Origin of the sequence: Castellaniella sp. (genome assembly GCF_034675905.1) — a bacterium.
In the GTDB taxonomy this organism is placed as follows: domain Bacteria; phylum Pseudomonadota; class Gammaproteobacteria; order Burkholderiales; family Burkholderiaceae_B; genus Castellaniella.
In genome coordinates this window covers 270,977-287,039 of record NZ_JAUCCV010000002.1, presented here as the reverse complement: position 1 = coordinate 287,039, position 16,063 = coordinate 270,977, and the positions used below count along the sequence as shown (strand labels likewise).

The 16,063-nt window shown below is 60.7% G+C and carries 9 protein-coding genes and 3 pseudogenes; 8 read left to right on the top strand and 4 right to left on the bottom strand.

Going from position 1 to position 16,063, the window contains the following annotated elements:
- The first annotated feature begins 145 nt into the window (after positions 1-145).
- The 3 genes and pseudogenes from avs3a to VDP79_RS02515 form a co-directional block, all read left to right on the top strand.
- Complete coding sequence (gene avs3a, locus VDP79_RS02525; RefSeq protein ID WP_323016660.1) at positions 146-6,406, top strand: AVAST type 3 anti-phage nuclease/ATPase Avs3a; 6,261 nt, start codon at positions 146-148, stop codon at positions 6,404-6,406.
- Complete coding sequence (gene avs3b, locus VDP79_RS02520) at positions 6,384-7,064, top strand: AVAST type 3 anti-phage proein Avs3b (RefSeq protein ID WP_087786569.1); 681 nt, start codon at positions 6,384-6,386, stop codon at positions 7,062-7,064. The genes avs3a and avs3b overlap by 23 nt, the downstream gene beginning before the upstream one ends.
- A gap of 132 nt (positions 7,065-7,196) precedes the next feature.
- Positions 7,197-7,352, top strand: a pseudogene (locus VDP79_RS02515) (IS30 family transposase); the annotation flags it as partial.
- Between the two features lie 15 nt (positions 7,353-7,367).
- Here the strand turns inward: VDP79_RS02515 and VDP79_RS02510 are convergent.
- Positions 7,368-8,485, bottom strand: a protein-coding gene (locus tag VDP79_RS02510) for an IS3 family transposase (protein ID WP_416233033.1) whose coding sequence is annotated in 2 segments (ribosomal slippage) — positions 7,368-8,221 and positions 8,221-8,485 — 1,119 coding nt in all. Because the reading frame shifts where the segments join, the coding sequence is not laid out codon by codon here.
- Between VDP79_RS02510 and VDP79_RS02505 the strand changes: the two are divergent.
- The 4 genes and pseudogenes from VDP79_RS02505 to VDP79_RS02495 all read left to right on the top strand — a co-directional run.
- Positions 8,456-9,199, top strand: a pseudogene (locus VDP79_RS02505) (IS30 family transposase); the annotation flags it as partial. The gene VDP79_RS02510 and the pseudogene VDP79_RS02505 sit on opposite strands and share 30 nt — an antisense overlap.
- A 52-nt stretch (positions 9,200-9,251) precedes the next feature.
- A complete protein-coding gene (locus VDP79_RS14865; RefSeq protein ID WP_416233032.1) occupies positions 9,252-9,734 on the top strand; it encodes a transposase in 483 nt (160 codons plus the stop codon).
- Complete coding sequence (locus VDP79_RS02500; protein WP_416233031.1) at positions 9,731-10,801, top strand: IS3 family transposase; 1,071 nt, start codon at positions 9,731-9,733, stop codon at positions 10,799-10,801. Before VDP79_RS14865 ends, VDP79_RS02500 begins: the two co-directional genes overlap by 4 nt.
- Positions 10,802-10,838: 37 nt before the next feature.
- Positions 10,839-11,204: pseudogene (locus VDP79_RS02495) on the top strand (IS30 family transposase); the annotation flags it as partial.
- Positions 11,205-11,267: 63 nt separating this feature from the next.
- Here VDP79_RS02495 and radC read toward each other — a convergent pair.
- The 3 genes from radC to VDP79_RS02480 all read right to left on the bottom strand — a co-directional run bounded on the left by radC (position 11,268) and on the right by VDP79_RS02480 (position 14,474).
- Complete coding sequence (radC, locus tag VDP79_RS02490) at positions 11,268-11,777, bottom strand: RadC family protein (protein WP_323016658.1); 510 nt, start codon at positions 11,775-11,777, stop codon at positions 11,268-11,270.
- 334 nt (positions 11,778-12,111) lie between these two features.
- Positions 12,112-13,278, bottom strand: a complete 1,167-nt coding sequence (locus VDP79_RS02485) for a PDDEXK nuclease domain-containing protein (protein ID WP_323016657.1) — start codon at positions 13,276-13,278, stop codon at positions 12,112-12,114.
- Positions 13,275-14,474, bottom strand: coding sequence for a site-specific integrase (locus VDP79_RS02480; protein ID WP_323016656.1), 1,200 nt, complete (start codon positions 14,472-14,474; stop codon positions 13,275-13,277). The genes VDP79_RS02485 and VDP79_RS02480 overlap by 4 nt, the downstream gene beginning before the upstream one ends.
- Positions 14,475-14,895: 421 nt before the next feature.
- Between VDP79_RS02480 and VDP79_RS02475 the strand changes: the two genes are divergently transcribed.
- Complete coding sequence (locus VDP79_RS02475) at positions 14,896-16,029, top strand: metallophosphoesterase (RefSeq protein WP_323016655.1); 1,134 nt, start codon at positions 14,896-14,898, stop codon at positions 16,027-16,029.
- Positions 16,030-16,063: the final 34 nt, after the last annotated feature.

Here is a 16,063-nt window from a genome sequence, read left to right as displayed (position 1 = left end):
GTGGGGGGGCCTGCATTCTGCCAAATTCGATGCCCTAAAGCGGTTCCACAACGTTTGAGGTTAGAAACTGAACATAGGCAGATCCGCCGAGAGCATCTCGGGCTAGTAACCTACATTAAAAGCGGGTGCAGGAAGTGCAGATAAGATGGCGAAGCAAGGTTCTGTAGGTCCTTCCAGAAGCGGCGATCAGTTCCACTATCAATGGGCTGCTCGGCAGTGCCTCGGGCTGCTTACCGGTGAAAATGGTCTGGTGGCGGTGGCGATCGAAGGAGCGTCACTGGACGAGGGGGACGCATCTACGAGCGTCGGCGACGAGGTCATTGACGTCGGCCTGTACTACGGGAGCGAGGACGTCACAGCGGCAAAGTCCATCCGCTATGTGCAACTCAAACACTCATCCAGGCGCTCGCACGAACCCTGGACGGCAAGCGGCCTCAAAGGAACCATCGAGGGCTTCGCAGGGCGTTTCAAGGAGTTGGAGGCGTCGCTTGGCCTGGACGTCCTGGCGAACAAGGTTCGGTTCATTTTTCTGACGAACAGGCCCATGGATGGAACTGTTCTTGAAGCGTTGGCCGATATCGCTGCGGGGTCGACAGCGCCGCGGCACCGTGAAATAGACGAGTTGCTGAAACGGTACGCGGCGTCAGCTGGCAGCAACGTACAGAGCTTCTTCGCCGCCTTCTTGGTTGAAGCTGGTGAGCCGGATCTATGGGAACAGCGCAACCTCCTAAGTCAGGACCTGAGCGCATACCTGTCCGAACCGGATACCGAGGCTGCGCTCCAATTGAAGGAACTGGTCACCCGTCGGGCAACCGACGAGGGGACGAAGGACCGCTCAGTCCGGCTCTACAACGTACTTCGCGCACTGCACGTGACCGAAATCGATCTCCTGCCGGCGCCCTCGTTGATCTCGGAGCCGAAGCAGGTGCTTCCTCGAGCGCAACAGGCAAACATCCTGTCCACGCTTCTCACCGCACAACGCCCGGTGGTCATCCACGCAGACGGTGGTGTAGGCAAGTCGACTCTTTCTGCTCACCTGGCTCGTGCCATACCTGCTGGGTCGGTGGCGGTCCTGTACGACTGCTTCGGTGACGGGACTTATCGCCAAGCCTTGAAGTATCGCCATCGGTACCGCGATGCTCTCGTCCAGATCGCGAACGAGCTCGCAGGACAGCAGCTTTGCCTGCCATTGATTCCATCCGGCGGCACGGATCCCAAGCAGTTCATGCGGGCCTTCGTATCTCGGCTCAAGCAAGCCATTGATCTTCTTAGAGCCCGCACGCCTCAGGCGAGCCTTTGCATCATCATCGACGCGGCCGACAACGCATACATGGCTGCACAAGAGATCGGTGAGCGTGCCTTTGTCCATGACTTGATCAACACGGATATGCCCGACGGGTTGCGGTTGGCATTCACATGCCGATCACACCGGCAGGGCCACCTGGGAGCTCCGCTGGACGCCATAGTGATCAAGCTGGAACCGTTCTCCAAGGCTGAGACTGCCACGCACCTACGGCTGAGCTATCCCGAGGCAACGGACGTGGAGGCTGCGGAATTCGCTTTTCTAAGTAGCGATAACCCGCGCGTTCAAGCACTGGCGATGGAGGGAACCCCACCCATCGGCGACATGCTGAGGGCCCTGGGGCCAACACCCACAACGGTCCAGCACGCGATCGGAGGCCTGCTGACCAAAGCTATCGACAGGCTGAAAGCCGAGTGGGGCCCGACCGAGGCGAATCAGATTGACCTCATCTGCAAGGGCCTCGCGGTGCTCCGGCCGATGGTGCCGATTTCGATCTTGGCCCAAATCGCCGGAGTTCCCGAGAGCGCCGTCCGTACGTTTGCCACAGAGTTCGGCCGGCCGCTCTTTGTCAAGGACTCAGGTCTGCATTTCATGGACGAACCGGCAGAGACCTGGTTCAACGAGACGTTCAAGCCCGATGCGGCTTCGCTTGATGCGTTTCTTGCAAAACTAAAGCCGCTCGCGGCGACCAGTTCATATGTGGCGGCGGCGCTGCCGCAGTTGCTACTGTCTGCCGGCCGGATGGACGAGCTGATTGCGCTGGCGCTCTCGAATGAGAGCTTGCCAGAGCTCAACCCTCTGGAGCGACGAGACGTCGAGCTGCAACGACTGATGTTCGCGCTCAGAGCATGCTTGCAGCAGGATCGGCATGTTGCCGCCGCTAAGCTCGCGCTGAAGGCCGGCGGCGAGGTGGCTGGCGAGGCTCGCCAGAACACGCTTATCCAGCAGAACACTGACATTGCCAGCGTTCTGCTTGCGCCAGATCGCATCGAAGAAATGGTCTCCAGGCGCACGTTCGGCGGCGGATTCCTTGGCTCGCATCACGCCTACGAGGCGGTGCTGCTTGCCGGAAACGATGACCTCATCCCTGAGGCGAGAAGCAGGTTGCGCATGGCCTGGGAGTCGTTGATCACTTGGAGCAAGCTGCCACCCAAGCGCCGCAAGGAGGACAAGATCGACGACGCCGACGTCGCCGAGCTTGCTATCGGTGTGCTGAGATTGCGAGGCCCTGCCGAGGCCGCGCGGTTCCTGAAAGGATGGAGTCCCAAATCCACCGTACTGAGAACCACGAAGCTCGTTGCCGCCCGACTTGCGGACGCCGGCAACTTCAAGCGAATCGATGAGCTCGCCGAGCACGCCGACGGGGATGCCTGGATGATGCTGGGCCTGGCTACCGAAGCAGCCCGGGCCGCACATCTGTTGCCGGCGGAGCCGCTGCGCCATCTGATGGGCATCTTGGTCGACCCTAAGATCAAGTTGCCCGAAGAAGATCTCTCATGGAAGTCTGGGAGCAGCGTACTGGACGGAGTCCGGTCTGCAATCACGCTGGCGCTCCGGTGCCTCCCGCGCGACGAGGCGACTTGGGCGGAGACGTTGCGCCGATATCTTCCGTCAGATCCGCCCCGCCAGTTTCACGATTTCGACGCCGAGCACGCGACGTTCATTCGAGCCTACGCTTTGGAAGCCGCGCTGCGCGGAAAACGGATTGAGTTGATTGATCTGGCGCCGAAGGATGTTCGCCCTGAGTTTGAGACGAAGGGATCTCCCGTTAGAAGCCAACAAGCGTCCCAGCTGCAGCAAGTGACAGGGGGAGTCCTCCCCTGGTTCATCTTGGCCGCTGAGATTGCTTGTGGCCGCCAGCTTCCCAACCTTGATCACGAAATCGAGCTTGCGCTGAGACAGACGAAATCTGCTTCGTCACGCGACTATCAGCGGAACTTCAATTTGGAGAAGGTGGCTGCCGTCGAGTGGGTGCAGATCCTGCGCGATGCAGGTCCCATTCAGTCAGTTCAGATCGACGCACTTTTGAAGTGGGTCGAGAAAAACGACCGCATCTACTCGAGTACTCTCACGAGGATGTGCCGCGTGACCGCGCGAACAGGAGGGCTGAGCGACCTCTCACTACGACTCAGCTCCAGAGCGTTCGATCAGATCGTCGCGTCGCACAGCGATGCGGAGACGCGGGTTGACGATCTTCAGGAGCTGGCGCGCGCCATCTTTTGCGTGAGCAAGTCAGAAGCGGCTGCCTATTTCGACAAGGCGATCGACATCGCCAGCAAGATCGGAGAAGAACACCTCTCTCGATGGACGACGTTCCTCGATCTCACGGACGCTGCGCATCGCCCGGGCCACGCAAGACCTCGGACCGCCTATCGGCTGGCGTGCATTGCCGAGCTCAGCTACGAGCACATGGCCCGGGACAAGTACATGGACTGGGACCGGTTGGTTGAGGGTCTGGTCGGCCTTTGCCCTTCATCCAGTCTCGCCATTCTGAGCCGCTGGCGGGATCGAGAGTTCGGCTTTGCAGGCGAGCTATTCCCCGTCGCAATCTACAGCCTGATCGACCACGGGCTCCTTCCAAAGAAGGCCGCGGTCGCCCTGGGTGGCACCGTGAGTGGATGGAAACGCGTTAACGACATCAAAGCAGCCATCGACGCAGAGTCCGACAACAATCGAAAGAGATCGATCCTGAGGATCGCCTACCGACTCCTCCGGATCCAGCCCTACGAGGTGCCCACCTGGCGCGAACTCAAGGCTCTAGCCGACTCACTGGCGATGTCGCTTCCAGATTTAGAGAGGCTGCTTCAGGCATCTGAAGCCAAAGGAGCCAGTGAGTCGGCGACCGCCGCTCCCGCGCCGTGGACGGGGCCTCGCAAAGAGATCCAAGAGCCCGATTGGGATGCCATTTTCAGCGGAGTCGATCTCCGCGACGCGGCTGCGGTTCTCGCGGCACGGCGATCGCTCAAGAAGGTTGACCATCGTTCGTACGTTCGCGAGTTCTACGAGGAAGGCTGTCGGCGCGCGACGCTATCGGAGATCGACGGATACCTCCGCGCAATCCGATCGGACGACGGGTTCAGTGTGTTCAGCTTCATGGACGTCATCAGGCACCTCCCGCAACCGAGCAAGAGGCTCCTGTCCGTCCGCAGCGAACTCAAGAAGGCCGCCCTTTCGTTGGCTGCGAGCGAACCCAACCGTGTGGGGCGCCGCGGCTGGGGCCATGAGGGCCCCTTTGATGGAATCTATGCAGAGGGCATCGTCTTGGAGAAGGACGTCGCGTCAGTCCGGATCAAGGGGTACCTGTCGCAGCTCGACACGCTTGATGCAGAAGACTTATTCCATCTGGTGGACCCGCTCGCGCGACGCTTGACCAGCGACGAGGCCGATGAAGTGTTGAACTTCGGCTTCGACTTGCTCGAAGAAATTCTTGAGGGTGAAGATGGCGATGGCCCGTGGAACGACTCGCTCGCACCGTCATCCTCTTGCGAGGAAGCCTTGGCCGGCTACTTGTGGGCGGGTCTGGCGCGCCCGTCCACTGCGGAACGCTGGGAACACGCCCACTGCGTCCGCAACTGTCTTGAGCTCGACTGGCAAACCCTGTTGTCCGCGCTGGCCACTCGCGCATTGAGCGCCGACCCGCAGCCATTCGTTGACCGTGGCCTGGTTTTCTATGAGTGGCATGCCCGGCAATGGCTCTGCCTTGCATTGGCACGGGGCGCGATGGATGAGCCTTGTGCCGTTGCTCCTTTTCTCGCGTTTCTTGACTCCGCCGCAAGGGAGCGGCATGTCGTCATCCGACACTTCGCCTCGGATGCACTGAGGCGCTTGAACGAAGTCTGTCCGTTGCCCACGGAGTTGCTCGCCATCGCGAACGGCGCAAACCGCCCTGCGCTGGCCACCGAGGTCTACGACCGTGGCGAGCACGAGATAGTTGATGACGATGCCTCGGAGGACGAGGCCGCGGACGACGACGAGAGGTACTTTTTCGGCATCGACATCGGTCCGTATTGGTTCGCTCCGTTGGGCCGTGCCTTTGGGCTGAATCAGCAGTCGATCGAACGGCGAGCACGGGCAGTCTTGCGTGGCCGCATGTCTCTAGGTCTTCGTCGTTGCGTCGATGATCAGCGCTATAAGCGCGGACTCTTTCGAGGACGAGAGACAACTCACTCGCACGGCAGCATGCCCGAAGTGGAGGACAGCGTCGTCTATCAGTCCTATCACGCGATGATGTTCGTCGCTGGCCTGCTCTTGGAGACCAAGCCGGTACGCCGTCGCGCTGATGAGGAAGAGAATCCGTTCGACGACTGGTTGAAAGGACAGTTGCTCACTCGCGGTGATGACCGGTGGCTTGCGGATCGACGCGATCCCGAGATCCTGAAGGCCAACCCGCCGGGCAGCGCTCGATCTGATGCCGCATGGTGTTGGCAGGTCGATAGACAGTACCTCGATGACCAGCTGACAACGGACGACGGTATGACGGCCCTCTGGGGCCATTGGACGACCACCGATGCGGTCAACGGCGAAACGGTGTCAGTCGGGTCTGTGCTCGTTCCTTCTCGTCACGCAGCGGCCTTTCTGACCGCGATGCAGACCAGCCCTTGCCCAGGAGAGATTTACCTTCCAGACGCGGATCACATCGACCATCGGGAGGAGGTTGATGATCCAGAGCTCAGCCTGCTCGGCTGGGTAAAGACGGGAAGCGACTCGTTGAGCCTTGACGAATATGACCCATGGGCTGGCAAGGTAAGTAGCCCTGGCCCGCACCCTTGTCAGGGAATACTCGATGTCCTGAACCCGATGACGGATCCAGACGCGAGATCGTGGACGCTACCAGACGGCGGCAGGCTGAGAAGCGAGTCGTGGTCGCGCAGCACGGGCTACGCTGAGGAGCGCAACGTCCAGACCGGCTCTCGGCTCAGCGCCGACGACAAGTTCATTCGCGCACTGTTGGATGGGCACCCAAACAGATCTCTGATCGTCTGCGTTAAGGTCCGCCGCAAGCCACCAAAAGACGAGACTGGCAACGATGACTACTCCTTCTACAACTATCCCTATAACCGCTACTACCTGATTGGACACGATGGAATCACTCGATCGCTCTAAAGCCGTCATCGAGCTCGGCAAGCGGATCGTTGCCGGTTTGAAGCTCGGCGACGATGTTACTGCCCAATGGATGGCGCACCTAGTCGCTGAGAAAATCTCCGCTGCTGAGGATGCGCCCGAAACCGTGCGAGATGCTGCGGTGGCCGAGTGCGTAGATCTCATCCAGAAACTTTGGGCACACCGGTATACATTGCCTCCGTACATGCGGCCGCTGCGGGAGTTAGACCCGCTGCTGCGCACGCTCAATTCCTTAGGTGTGAATGAGGCAGATGAACTCAGATTTTTCGCGCGCCCACCTAGCAGCGAAGAGCTTGAAGGTGCAACGGAGGACGAGAAGAAGCTCTTCGAGTTCGCGATCGGGATTGATTACGCAGCAAGGGAACTGCTACGTCATGCACTCTGCGTTGCTGCCGAACGGTCAGTCGATGTGGTCAAACCGTGGTTGGAGGAAACCGTCAAGGGTAGCTTGGACGCCACCGTAGAACTGCGGATTTCAAGATTCGTTGCAGAAGGTCTACTGAAGAGCCAAGAAAAGGCCAAACAGCAAGCTATACGCGATCGAATCGATCGGCTGGAAAATTTTGCGAAAGCAACCTTGTCCTTAGCCGGAGATATGAGAAAGACGCTCCCTCAAGACAGCGAGGAATCGGATGACTGAGGAGCAAAGTCCCGCTCCAGCGAAACAGATTACGCTGCCTTGATCACCTGGGCGCTGTTTCTGCTTTGGGATGCGGATTCAACCGGTCGATGCAACACACTAAAGCCTGCGCAAGCAGAAGGAGTGTTGCAGATGAAATACCGGCCCCGGATTTACTACACGGAAAGCCAGAAATTCCTGATGTGGGAGCGCTGGCGAAAGGGCGAATCACTCCAGCAGATCGCCCAGTTGTTCGATCGCAACCACTCCTCGATCCAGCGCATTCTGGCTGAGACAGGCGGCATACAGGCGTAAGCTCCCCCGTCAAGTAGACAGCGGCTGATAGAGTTTCGGAGCAAGGGTTAGCCGGGGCATAAACTGCACCGGCGGGACGCCGCCCAACGAGTCATGTGGGCGGTATTCGTTGTAATCGATCAGCCATTGCTCGGTGATCGTCTGCACCTGCTGCAGATTGGCGAACAGGTGCGCATCGAGCACCTCAGTGCGATACGTCTTGTTGAAGCGCTCGATGAACGCATTCTGATTTGGTTTGCCTGGCTGGATATAACGCACGGCAATGCCCCGGGCAGCAGCCCATTCGGTGAACGCCTGCGAGACCATCTCCGGCCCATTGTCCAGCCGTATGGCCTCAGGAGCCCCATAGCAATTGATCAGACGGTTGAGCACACGGATCAGGCGCGCCGAAGGGATGGATGTACCGACCTCGATGGCCAGGCATTCCCGGTTGGCCTCGTCGATCACGTTCAACGTCCGGAAGCGTCGGCCGCAATACAAGGCGTCGTGCATGAAGTCCAATGCCCAGCAGCGGTTTGGCTCCAAGGAATGATCCAGCGCCTGACGGGGCCGGTCAGTCAGCCGTTTCTTGCAGCGTCGAGGTAAATTCAATCCCATCTCGCAGTACACCCGGTGAACCCGCTTTTTGTTCCAGCAACGACCATCGAGCCGCAGCCGCGTGAAGCACTTCCAGAATCCCCAGCGCCCATGCCGGGCCACGATCGCATTGAGCGCATCAATGACCTCGGCATCGCGTTGTTCCGCCGGAGTTGGCCTCTTGTAGTACGCCGCCCGCGATAGGCCAGCAATCTGACAGGCACGTGTGATCGAGAGCTTCGATTCCACCAACTGCTCGACGACCTCGCGCCTGGCTGACGGCGTCAGGATTTTCGGTTCAACACATCCTTGATGGCTGAGTTCTCCAGCGCCAGATCCGCATACATGCGTTTGAGCTTGGCGTTTTCCGCCTCAAGCTCACGCAGGCGCTGCAGCTCAGACACCTGCACGCCCGAGTACTTGCTCTTCCACTGGTAGTACGTGGCGTTGCTGATGCTGTGCTTGCGGCACAACTCGGCGACCGGGATTCCGGCTTCGCCTTCTTTGAGCACCGCAACGATCTGGCTTTCGGTAAATCTGCTTTTCTTCAAGGGAGTCTCCGATTGAAAGGAGGCTCCGAAATTCTACTGGCTGATGTCTACTCTGAGGGGGAGCTTACGCAGCCACGGCCCAGATGTCGATCTCGACGGGCACTGTCGTTAGCCGAGCGGGAGGAGATTTCGAGAGGGCTGGTCGCCGGCCACTCCATCCGTTCGATCGCAAGATTGCTCAGGCGAGCGCCATCCACCATCAGCCGGGAAATCGATCGCAACGGCGGAGCGTCCGGGTATCGCGCCAGTCTGGCCGAACAGGCGGCCTGGGACCGAGCGCTTCGCCCCAAACTCTGCAAACTGGCAGAGAATCGAAGCTTGGCACACCTTGTCGCGGACAAGCTCAGGCGACAGTGGTCGCCGGAGCAAATCGCCGGCTGGCTGAAGTGTGCCTATCCCGGCAACGAGGGCTACCAGGTGTCACATGAGACCATCTATCGCACGCTTTTCATTCAGGCGCGTGGCGCCCTGAAGAAGGAGTTGCTGGCACACCTGCGGCGCACCCGAGCCATGCGACGTTCCCGCCACCATACGCAGAAGACCGATAATCATGGCCGGATTGTCGGGGCCGTCTCGATCAGCGAACGCCCGGCCACCGCGGAAGACCGGGCGGTCCCCGGCCATTGGGAAGGCGATCTGCTCTTCGGCAGTGGCAACAGCCAGATCGCCACACTGGTCGAGCGTCAGACGCGCTATCTCATGCTGGTGAAGATTCCCCCCCGTGTCAGACTAGTTGTCGCCTCAGTTTTTGAATGAAGCGATGAACTTGACGAATTACACCCAGGCCTTCAAGGAAGAAGTGGTCCGCAAGATGCTGACCCGAGGCAACCGCACGATTGCGGACATGGCCGCCGAGCTGAACGTCCCGTACCATAGCGTGCGAAATTGGTTACGGAATCCCAGAATGGCCCATCTACATAGAGCTGACGGGGGCGCAAAGCGCCCCCTGGACTGGACTGCTGAACAGCGGCTGCAAGCGCTGCTGGACACCAACAATCTGGCGCCCGAGGATCTCAATGCCTGGTGTCGTGAACGAGGGATCTTTGCCCATCAGCTCCAGGCCTGGAAGGCGGAATTCTGTCTGTCTGCCAAGCCGTCGACGGACATCGGCGAGGTCCGTAAGCTCAAGGGCGAACTGGCCAGCCTGCAACGTGAGCTCTCCCGCAAGGACAAAGCCCTGTCTGAAGCCGCCGCGCTGCTGGTGCTGCAAAAAAAGTACCAGGCGCTGTGGGAGGACGGGGACAAATGACCTCACTCGCACAGCGCCAGACATTGCTGACCTTGATCGACGAAGCGGTGGCGGCCGGGGCGCGCGCAGCCCGCGCCTGCCACATCATGGGCCTGAGCTTGCGCACCGTACAGCGCTGGAGATGTACGCCTTGCCGTGGAGATCAGCGTCCCGAGCGGATCCAGCAACCCACCAACCGCTACAGTGCTCTGGAACGTCAGCGGATTCTGTCCGTGATCAACAGCGAAGAGTATGGCCACCTGCCGCCTTCGCAGATCGTGCCGCGCCTGGCCGACCAGGGCCGGTATCTGGCCAGCGAATCGACGATGTATCGGTTGCTGCGCCAAGCCGGGCAACTGGCCCCTCGGGGACGGCAGCGACCGCCAGCCCCCCAGCCCAAGCCTCGGGCCGTCACGGCGTATGCCCCAAACGAGCTCTACAGCTGGGACATCACCTACCTGCCCGCTGCTGTCAAAGGCTGCTTTTACTATCTCTATCTGTTCCTGGACCTGTTCAGTCGCAAGATAGTCGGCTGGCAGGTCTACGGCACCGAGGATGGCGCACATGCCAGCGAGATCATGCGTGATGTCTGCCTGCGCGAGGGTATCGAGCCTGGGCAGGTGGTGCTGCACAGCGATAACGGTGGCCCCATGAGGGGCGCCACCATGCTGGCCACACTGCGGGAACTGGGCGTCACGCCCTCGTTTAGCCGACCAGCGGTCAGTGATGACAATCCGTACTCCGAGGCGCTGTTCCGCACCTTGAAGTACCGTCCACAGTATCCGCGCAAGCCCTTCTCCAGCCTGCAACACGCTCGGGCGTGGGTGGCTCAGTTCGTGCGCTGGTACAACATGGAGCATCGCCATAGCGCGATCCGGTTCGTGACGCCCGAGCAGCGCCACTGCGGCCTGGACGCCGCCATGCTCGCACAGCGGCATGCCGTCTACGAGACAGCCCGCCGAGATGCCCCACATCGCTGGTCCGGTCCCACACGGAACTGGTCGCGTATCGATGTCGTGCATCTGAACCCTGACAAAGGTGTGGCCGACAGGATCCATACCGAAAACAACCTCCGGCGGGCGGCCTGAATACACCTACGCGCGACAACTAGCTTGACAGCCGCCGATTCCGGCCAAAGACACCGAGACGGTGGTCGAAGCGTTGATCAAGCACGCCAGAAAGTTGCCGCAGGATCTGTACAAATCGCTCACGTGGGACAGGGGCAAGGAGCTGGCTGCTCACAAGCGATTCACGCTGGCCACCGACATCCAGGTGTTCTTCTGCGATCCGCAGAGCCCTTGGCAACGCGGATCGAACGAGAACACCAACGGGTTGGTCAGGCAGTATTTGCCCAAGGGACTTGATCTAGCCCCCTACTCGCAGGCCAAGCTCAATGCGATTGCAAGACGATTGAACGAGCGTCCCAGGAAAACCCTAAACTACGAAACGCCCGCACAGCAGTTTTATCAAGCTGTTGCATCGACTGGTTGAATCCGCAGACGAAAGCGGCCTTCGCTCAATGTAGTCAAAAAAGAAGGGGCCGAAGCCCCAAGCTCAAAATAAGCCACGCTCGGCAAACGATACCGTGCCGGCACCGGCCACAACCACATGATCCAGCGTGCGCACTTCTACCAGCCCCAGCGCTTCATTGAGTCTCTGCGTAAGCGCCTTGCCGGCCTGAGACGGCTCAGGATTCCCGCTCGGATGGTTGTGCGAGAGGATCACCGCCGCTGCATTGAGTCGCAGCGCTTCCTTGACCACTTCGCGCGGATACACCGATGCGCTGTCGATGGTGCCGTGGAACATCTCCCGGTACTCGATCAGCCGATGGCGCGTGTCCAGAAACAGCACCGCAAAGACTTCATGCTCAAAGCCTGCCAGCTTGTTGCGCAGGTACTCTTTGACCAGCGTCGGCGAAGTGAACTCAGCACCACGCTGCATCTTCAGCTCAATGGCCTGGCGCGCCGCTTCAAGAATTTGATCCACCGATGCCGGCAGGTAGCGCCCTTGGGCGTCACGCACCAGCAAAGCGTCTTCGAACGAGGAAAAGGACAATTGCGACATGATCGTGCTCCGGTTGCTCGGGCGGAATTGCCCGGAACCGTGGCCAGCACGGCGCAGCGCAAGCAGTCAGAGATCGAAGACGGCCGACAGGCCGCAAGCGTGCGAGCACGCGCAGTCATTGACGGCGAGAACGCCGTGATACGGTGAAGGGAACAGCAAGACCGCCTACACCCCACTCAGCCACACCCCCGCCGTTGGCAAGTGCGCAGCACGCGCAGGCCCGGATCAACGATCCAGGCCGGAGGCGTCAGGGATCAGCGCCCGATGGCTGTGATTCGACATGAAGCACAGGGCATAGCCCGCGAGCCCGACGGCGGTACGCCGGGACGCACGACTATGGTTTGTCATCCTTGAGTGACAGCGTTCCGCGAGATTCGAGCAGCCGCCGCGTGTTCTCCAGTTCCCTTTGCAGCAATTCGGCATCCGGCAACACCGTCCGATAGTTCGCCGCCATCACCTTGGTCGGCAGACCATCCAGCGCATACCGCGCCAGGGCATGGCCTTTGTCGGCGCACAGGATCAGGCCCACTGGCGGGTTCTCGTCCGGGTAGGCCCAATGCTCCTTGGCATAGTTGCAGTACATATGCATCTGCCCCACGTCGGCATGGGTCAAACTGCCCAGCTTCAGGTCGATGATGACCAGGCAGCGCAGCTTGCGATGGAAAAACAGCAGATCCACCCGATACCAAGTCTGGTCGATGCGCAACCGACGTTGCCGCCCGACGAAGGTAAAGCCTTCACCCAGTTCCAGTAAGAAGTCTTCCAGTCGCTGGATCAAGGCCGCTTCCAGATCAGATTCTGAATACTCGTCCTTGAGGTCGAGGAACTCCAGCACATACGGGTCTTTGATGGCGTCGTTGGGCGTGACAGAATCCTCGGGCTTGGCCACGGAGCCCTTGACCAGCATCGCCGCCTTGTCCTTGGACAAGGCCGTGCGTTCGTAGAACTGGCTGCCAATCTGCCGGTCGAGTTGGCGCACGCTCCAGCCACCGCGCAGCGCCTCGGCCTCGTAGAACTGGCGGGCATGGTCATCCTTGACCGACAGCAGCCGGACATAGGCCGACCACGGCAGCGTGAAGACCTGGGCCAGTTCGGAGAGGTCGAATTTCCGAGACACCGTCTCGGAATTCTCGATGGGCAGTCCGTCTCCAGATTTCCGAGACAGTGTCTCGGAAATTGCTTCAAGGGGGTAAGCGGCGAAGAAGCGCCGCATGTTCTCCAGGTTGTCCGGGCTGAAACCGCGCCCGAATCGTGCCGTCAGATCGGCGGACAGCCTTGCCATCAACTGCTCGCCGTAGCCAGCCCGTCGCCTGCCTTTCTGCTCAGCTTCGACGATTCGGCGGCCAATCTCCCAATAGCTGGCCGTCATCAGCGCATTGACGCTGCGCGCCGCTGCCTGACGCGCGGCATCCAGCAGCTCAACGATGCCGCCGTGGATGCCGGCATAGCCGGCCGGTAAGGCCGCAGGTTTCCGCTTTGCCACGGGCGTCTTCCTTGTCATGCTGTCACCTCCATAGAACGGGATGCCCCGGTAATCGCCAGCCGCCGACTCGCCACCAGTTCGGCCGCATCCCGCACCGGCTTGTCCTCGGTATGAACATAGTGCATAAACATCGCCACGGTCTTGTGACCTGTGAGCTTCATGCCCACCTTGGTCGGCACGCCCGAGTTGGCAATATCGGTGGTCGCTCGGTGGCGGATGCCATGCGTTCCAACGTGTGGCACGCCAGCAGCCTTGAGCACGCGTGTCCAGCCACCATAGTGCTCACCGTGGGTCATGTGCCGGGTCGGATCATTGGGCGACGGCAAGACGTAGGGGCAGCCGTCCCGGCGCGGTGCTGTGGACAGCAGCCGATAGGCTTCCTCGCTCATGGGCTTGGAGATACCGCCGGTCTTGCTGTCAGGCCAGACGACGCGGCGCTTTTCCAGATCCACCCATGCCCATTCGAGCGGGCAGATTTCGGAGCGCCGAGCGGCGAACTCGAATTGCAGGCGAATCGCCAGCGGGATGACGTAGTTCTCCAGTCCCTCGGCTTCCAGATGCTCCAGGTGACGGAAGATCCGCACCAGCTCGTCATCGACGATGAGCCGGGTTTCCTTGCCGGGTGGGTACATCGGGACGTGGCGGCACGGATTGGTGCCGTCCGGGCGCAGCCCCCATACTTCGGCCAGGTTGAACATCTTGCGCAGCACGCCGAAGGTGCGGTTGGCCTCGGCCTGCTTGTAGGCCAGCTTCTTCATCAGCGCTGCCACATCGGGGCGCGTCACGTCCTGCACCTTCATCCGGCCCATGATCGGGATGATGCAGCGGTCAATCACGCCCTGATAGCCACGTTGCGTGCTGGGCTTGTTGCGCTGCTTGGAGTAGTCCTCCATGAAGGTGTGGCAAAACTCCTTCATGGTCGGTGCCTTGCGGGCGGCGTTCTTGGCCGCGCTGGGGTCGCCACCCTTGCGCACCTCGGCCAGCCATTCCTGCGCCATCGTGCGCGCCTGATCGACCGTCAGTTCCCCGTACTGGCCCAGGGCGGGTTTGCGGCGCTCGCCGGCGTTCGTGCGGTACTGGAGCATGAACACCTTGCGGCCCGCCGGGGTGATCTTGCACAGGAAGCCGGGCACCACGGTATCCCGCAGTTCGACGGCCTTGTCTTGGGGTTGTGCCGCATCGACTGCGGACTTGGTGAGCTTGATCTTCGCCATGATGACTCCTCGGAAAGCCCGGTTTCCAAGAGCCGCATGGGAGCCACGCGAGGGAAAGCCGGGTCAAGTTTCGGAAAGCACCGACATATGTTGAACTCGCCTAAGTGATTGATAAACCTGCTGTATCGAGCCTTGGCGTAGTCCAGCGAATTGCGGTACTGGAGTCATCGTGAAACAAAAAAACGGACAGCGCGGTGCGTGTGTTCATACGGACATTCTCTAGGCGCGCCGATGGCATCGGCAATGCAGGCAGTATGAAAGCCGGCATCTGAATCGAGTCTGAAGCGGCTGTTCAGGAAGGGTTCATGCCGGTGGAGCATCCGGTCCGTCGGACAGAGGTGGCTGCAGCGGTGATGGTGGGCGCCTTGTTAAGATGCTTTATCTGCGTATTCTGCAATTCATCCTGCGACTGGACTGTTTCATGGGAACCCTCTTGCCCCTCATCACTGGCGCCATCTGGCTGTATGTTCTATGGCGCTTTGTCTGGCCCTTGCCCTGGGGGCTTGCCAGCAAGGCGGCACTGGCGGTCGTCTTGTTGCTGGCCGCTCAGTATCATCAGTTCACGGGGCGATTTTTCGGTTCCTTGGGGTCTCCGGAGTTGCCGCAGTGGATACTGATCGGTCTGGGCTGGGCCTTTGGCGTGGTCTTGCTGTTGGCGGTCTTGCTGCTGGTACGCGACATCATCGGCGTGCTGGTGTGGCTGCCGGCGCACGGAGCAGGGCGCGTGATCCTGCAGGGCCAGGCGGTGGGCTTGACGATAGGCGGGCTGGCGCTGGTCCTATCGGCTATCGGGGTCTGGCAGGCCGTCAAGACGCCCCACATCCGTACCGTGGCGGTGACGATTCCCGGTCTGCCCGCCGCATTTGATGGGTATCGCATTGCGCAGCTGACAGATCTGCATGCCAGCCGGCTGCTGCCGCAATCCTGGCAAGAAGCCGTGGTGGCCCGGACTCATCAACTGGCCCCGGATCTGATCGTCATCACAGGAGACCTGGCCGACGGCATGCCTGAAGCTCGGGCGGCAGATGTCCGGCCCCTGCAGGATCTGCGGGCGCGTGATGGCGTACTGGCGATTCCGGGCAATCACGAGTATTACGCCGATTATGTCCGCTGGATGGCCGCATACCGGGCGCTGGGTTTGACCATGCTGGAAAACAGCCATGTCCTGCTGCATCGGGATGGCGCCGAATTGGCGGTGGCAGGGGTGACGGATCGGCAGGCCGGCGCCTTTGGTCTGCCGCGCCCTGATCTACAGGCTGCCTTGCAGGGGATTCCCGATGGCGTGCGGGTCGTGCTGCTGGACCACCGCCCAGGCGGTGCGCCGGCCAATGCACAGGCCGGGGTGGCGCTGCAGCTGTCCGGACACACGCATGGCGGGCAGATCCTGGGACTGCATTTCCTGACGCAGTGGGCCAATAACGGGTTTGTGTCTGGGCTGTACAGGGTGGGAGATATGGCGCTGTACGTCAGCAACGGCACGGGCTTGTGGAATGGCCTGGCGATCCGTCTGGGGCGGTCATCGGAAATCACGCAGATCGTGCTGCGGGCGAAATAATGTATGCAGCGGGCAGGCGCAGAGGCCATCCCGT

What these genes read in the sequence shown, in the direction of transcription:
- radC (WP_323016658.1), bottom strand. Translation starts at nt 11,777, where the DNA reads ATGTCGCAATTGTCCTTTTCCTCGTTCGAAGACGCTTTGCTGGTGCGT.
- VDP79_RS02500 (WP_416233031.1), top strand. Translation starts at nt 9,731, where the DNA reads ATGACCTCACTCGCACAGCGCCAGACATTGCTGACCTTGATCGACGAA.
- VDP79_RS02475 (WP_323016655.1), top strand. Translation starts at nt 14,896, where the DNA reads ATGGGAACCCTCTTGCCCCTCATCACTGGCGCCATCTGGCTGTATGTT.
- avs3a (WP_323016660.1), top strand. Translation starts at nt 146, where the DNA reads ATGGCGAAGCAAGGTTCTGTAGGTCCTTCCAGAAGCGGCGATCAGTTC.
- avs3b (WP_087786569.1), top strand. Translation starts at nt 6,384, where the DNA reads ATGGAATCACTCGATCGCTCTAAAGCCGTCATCGAGCTCGGCAAGCGG.
- VDP79_RS02480 (WP_323016656.1), bottom strand. Translation starts at nt 14,474, where the DNA reads ATGGCGAAGATCAAGCTCACCAAGTCCGCAGTCGATGCGGCACAACCC.
- VDP79_RS02485 (WP_323016657.1), bottom strand. Translation starts at nt 13,278, where the DNA reads ATGACAAGGAAGACGCCCGTGGCAAAGCGGAAACCTGCGGCCTTACCG.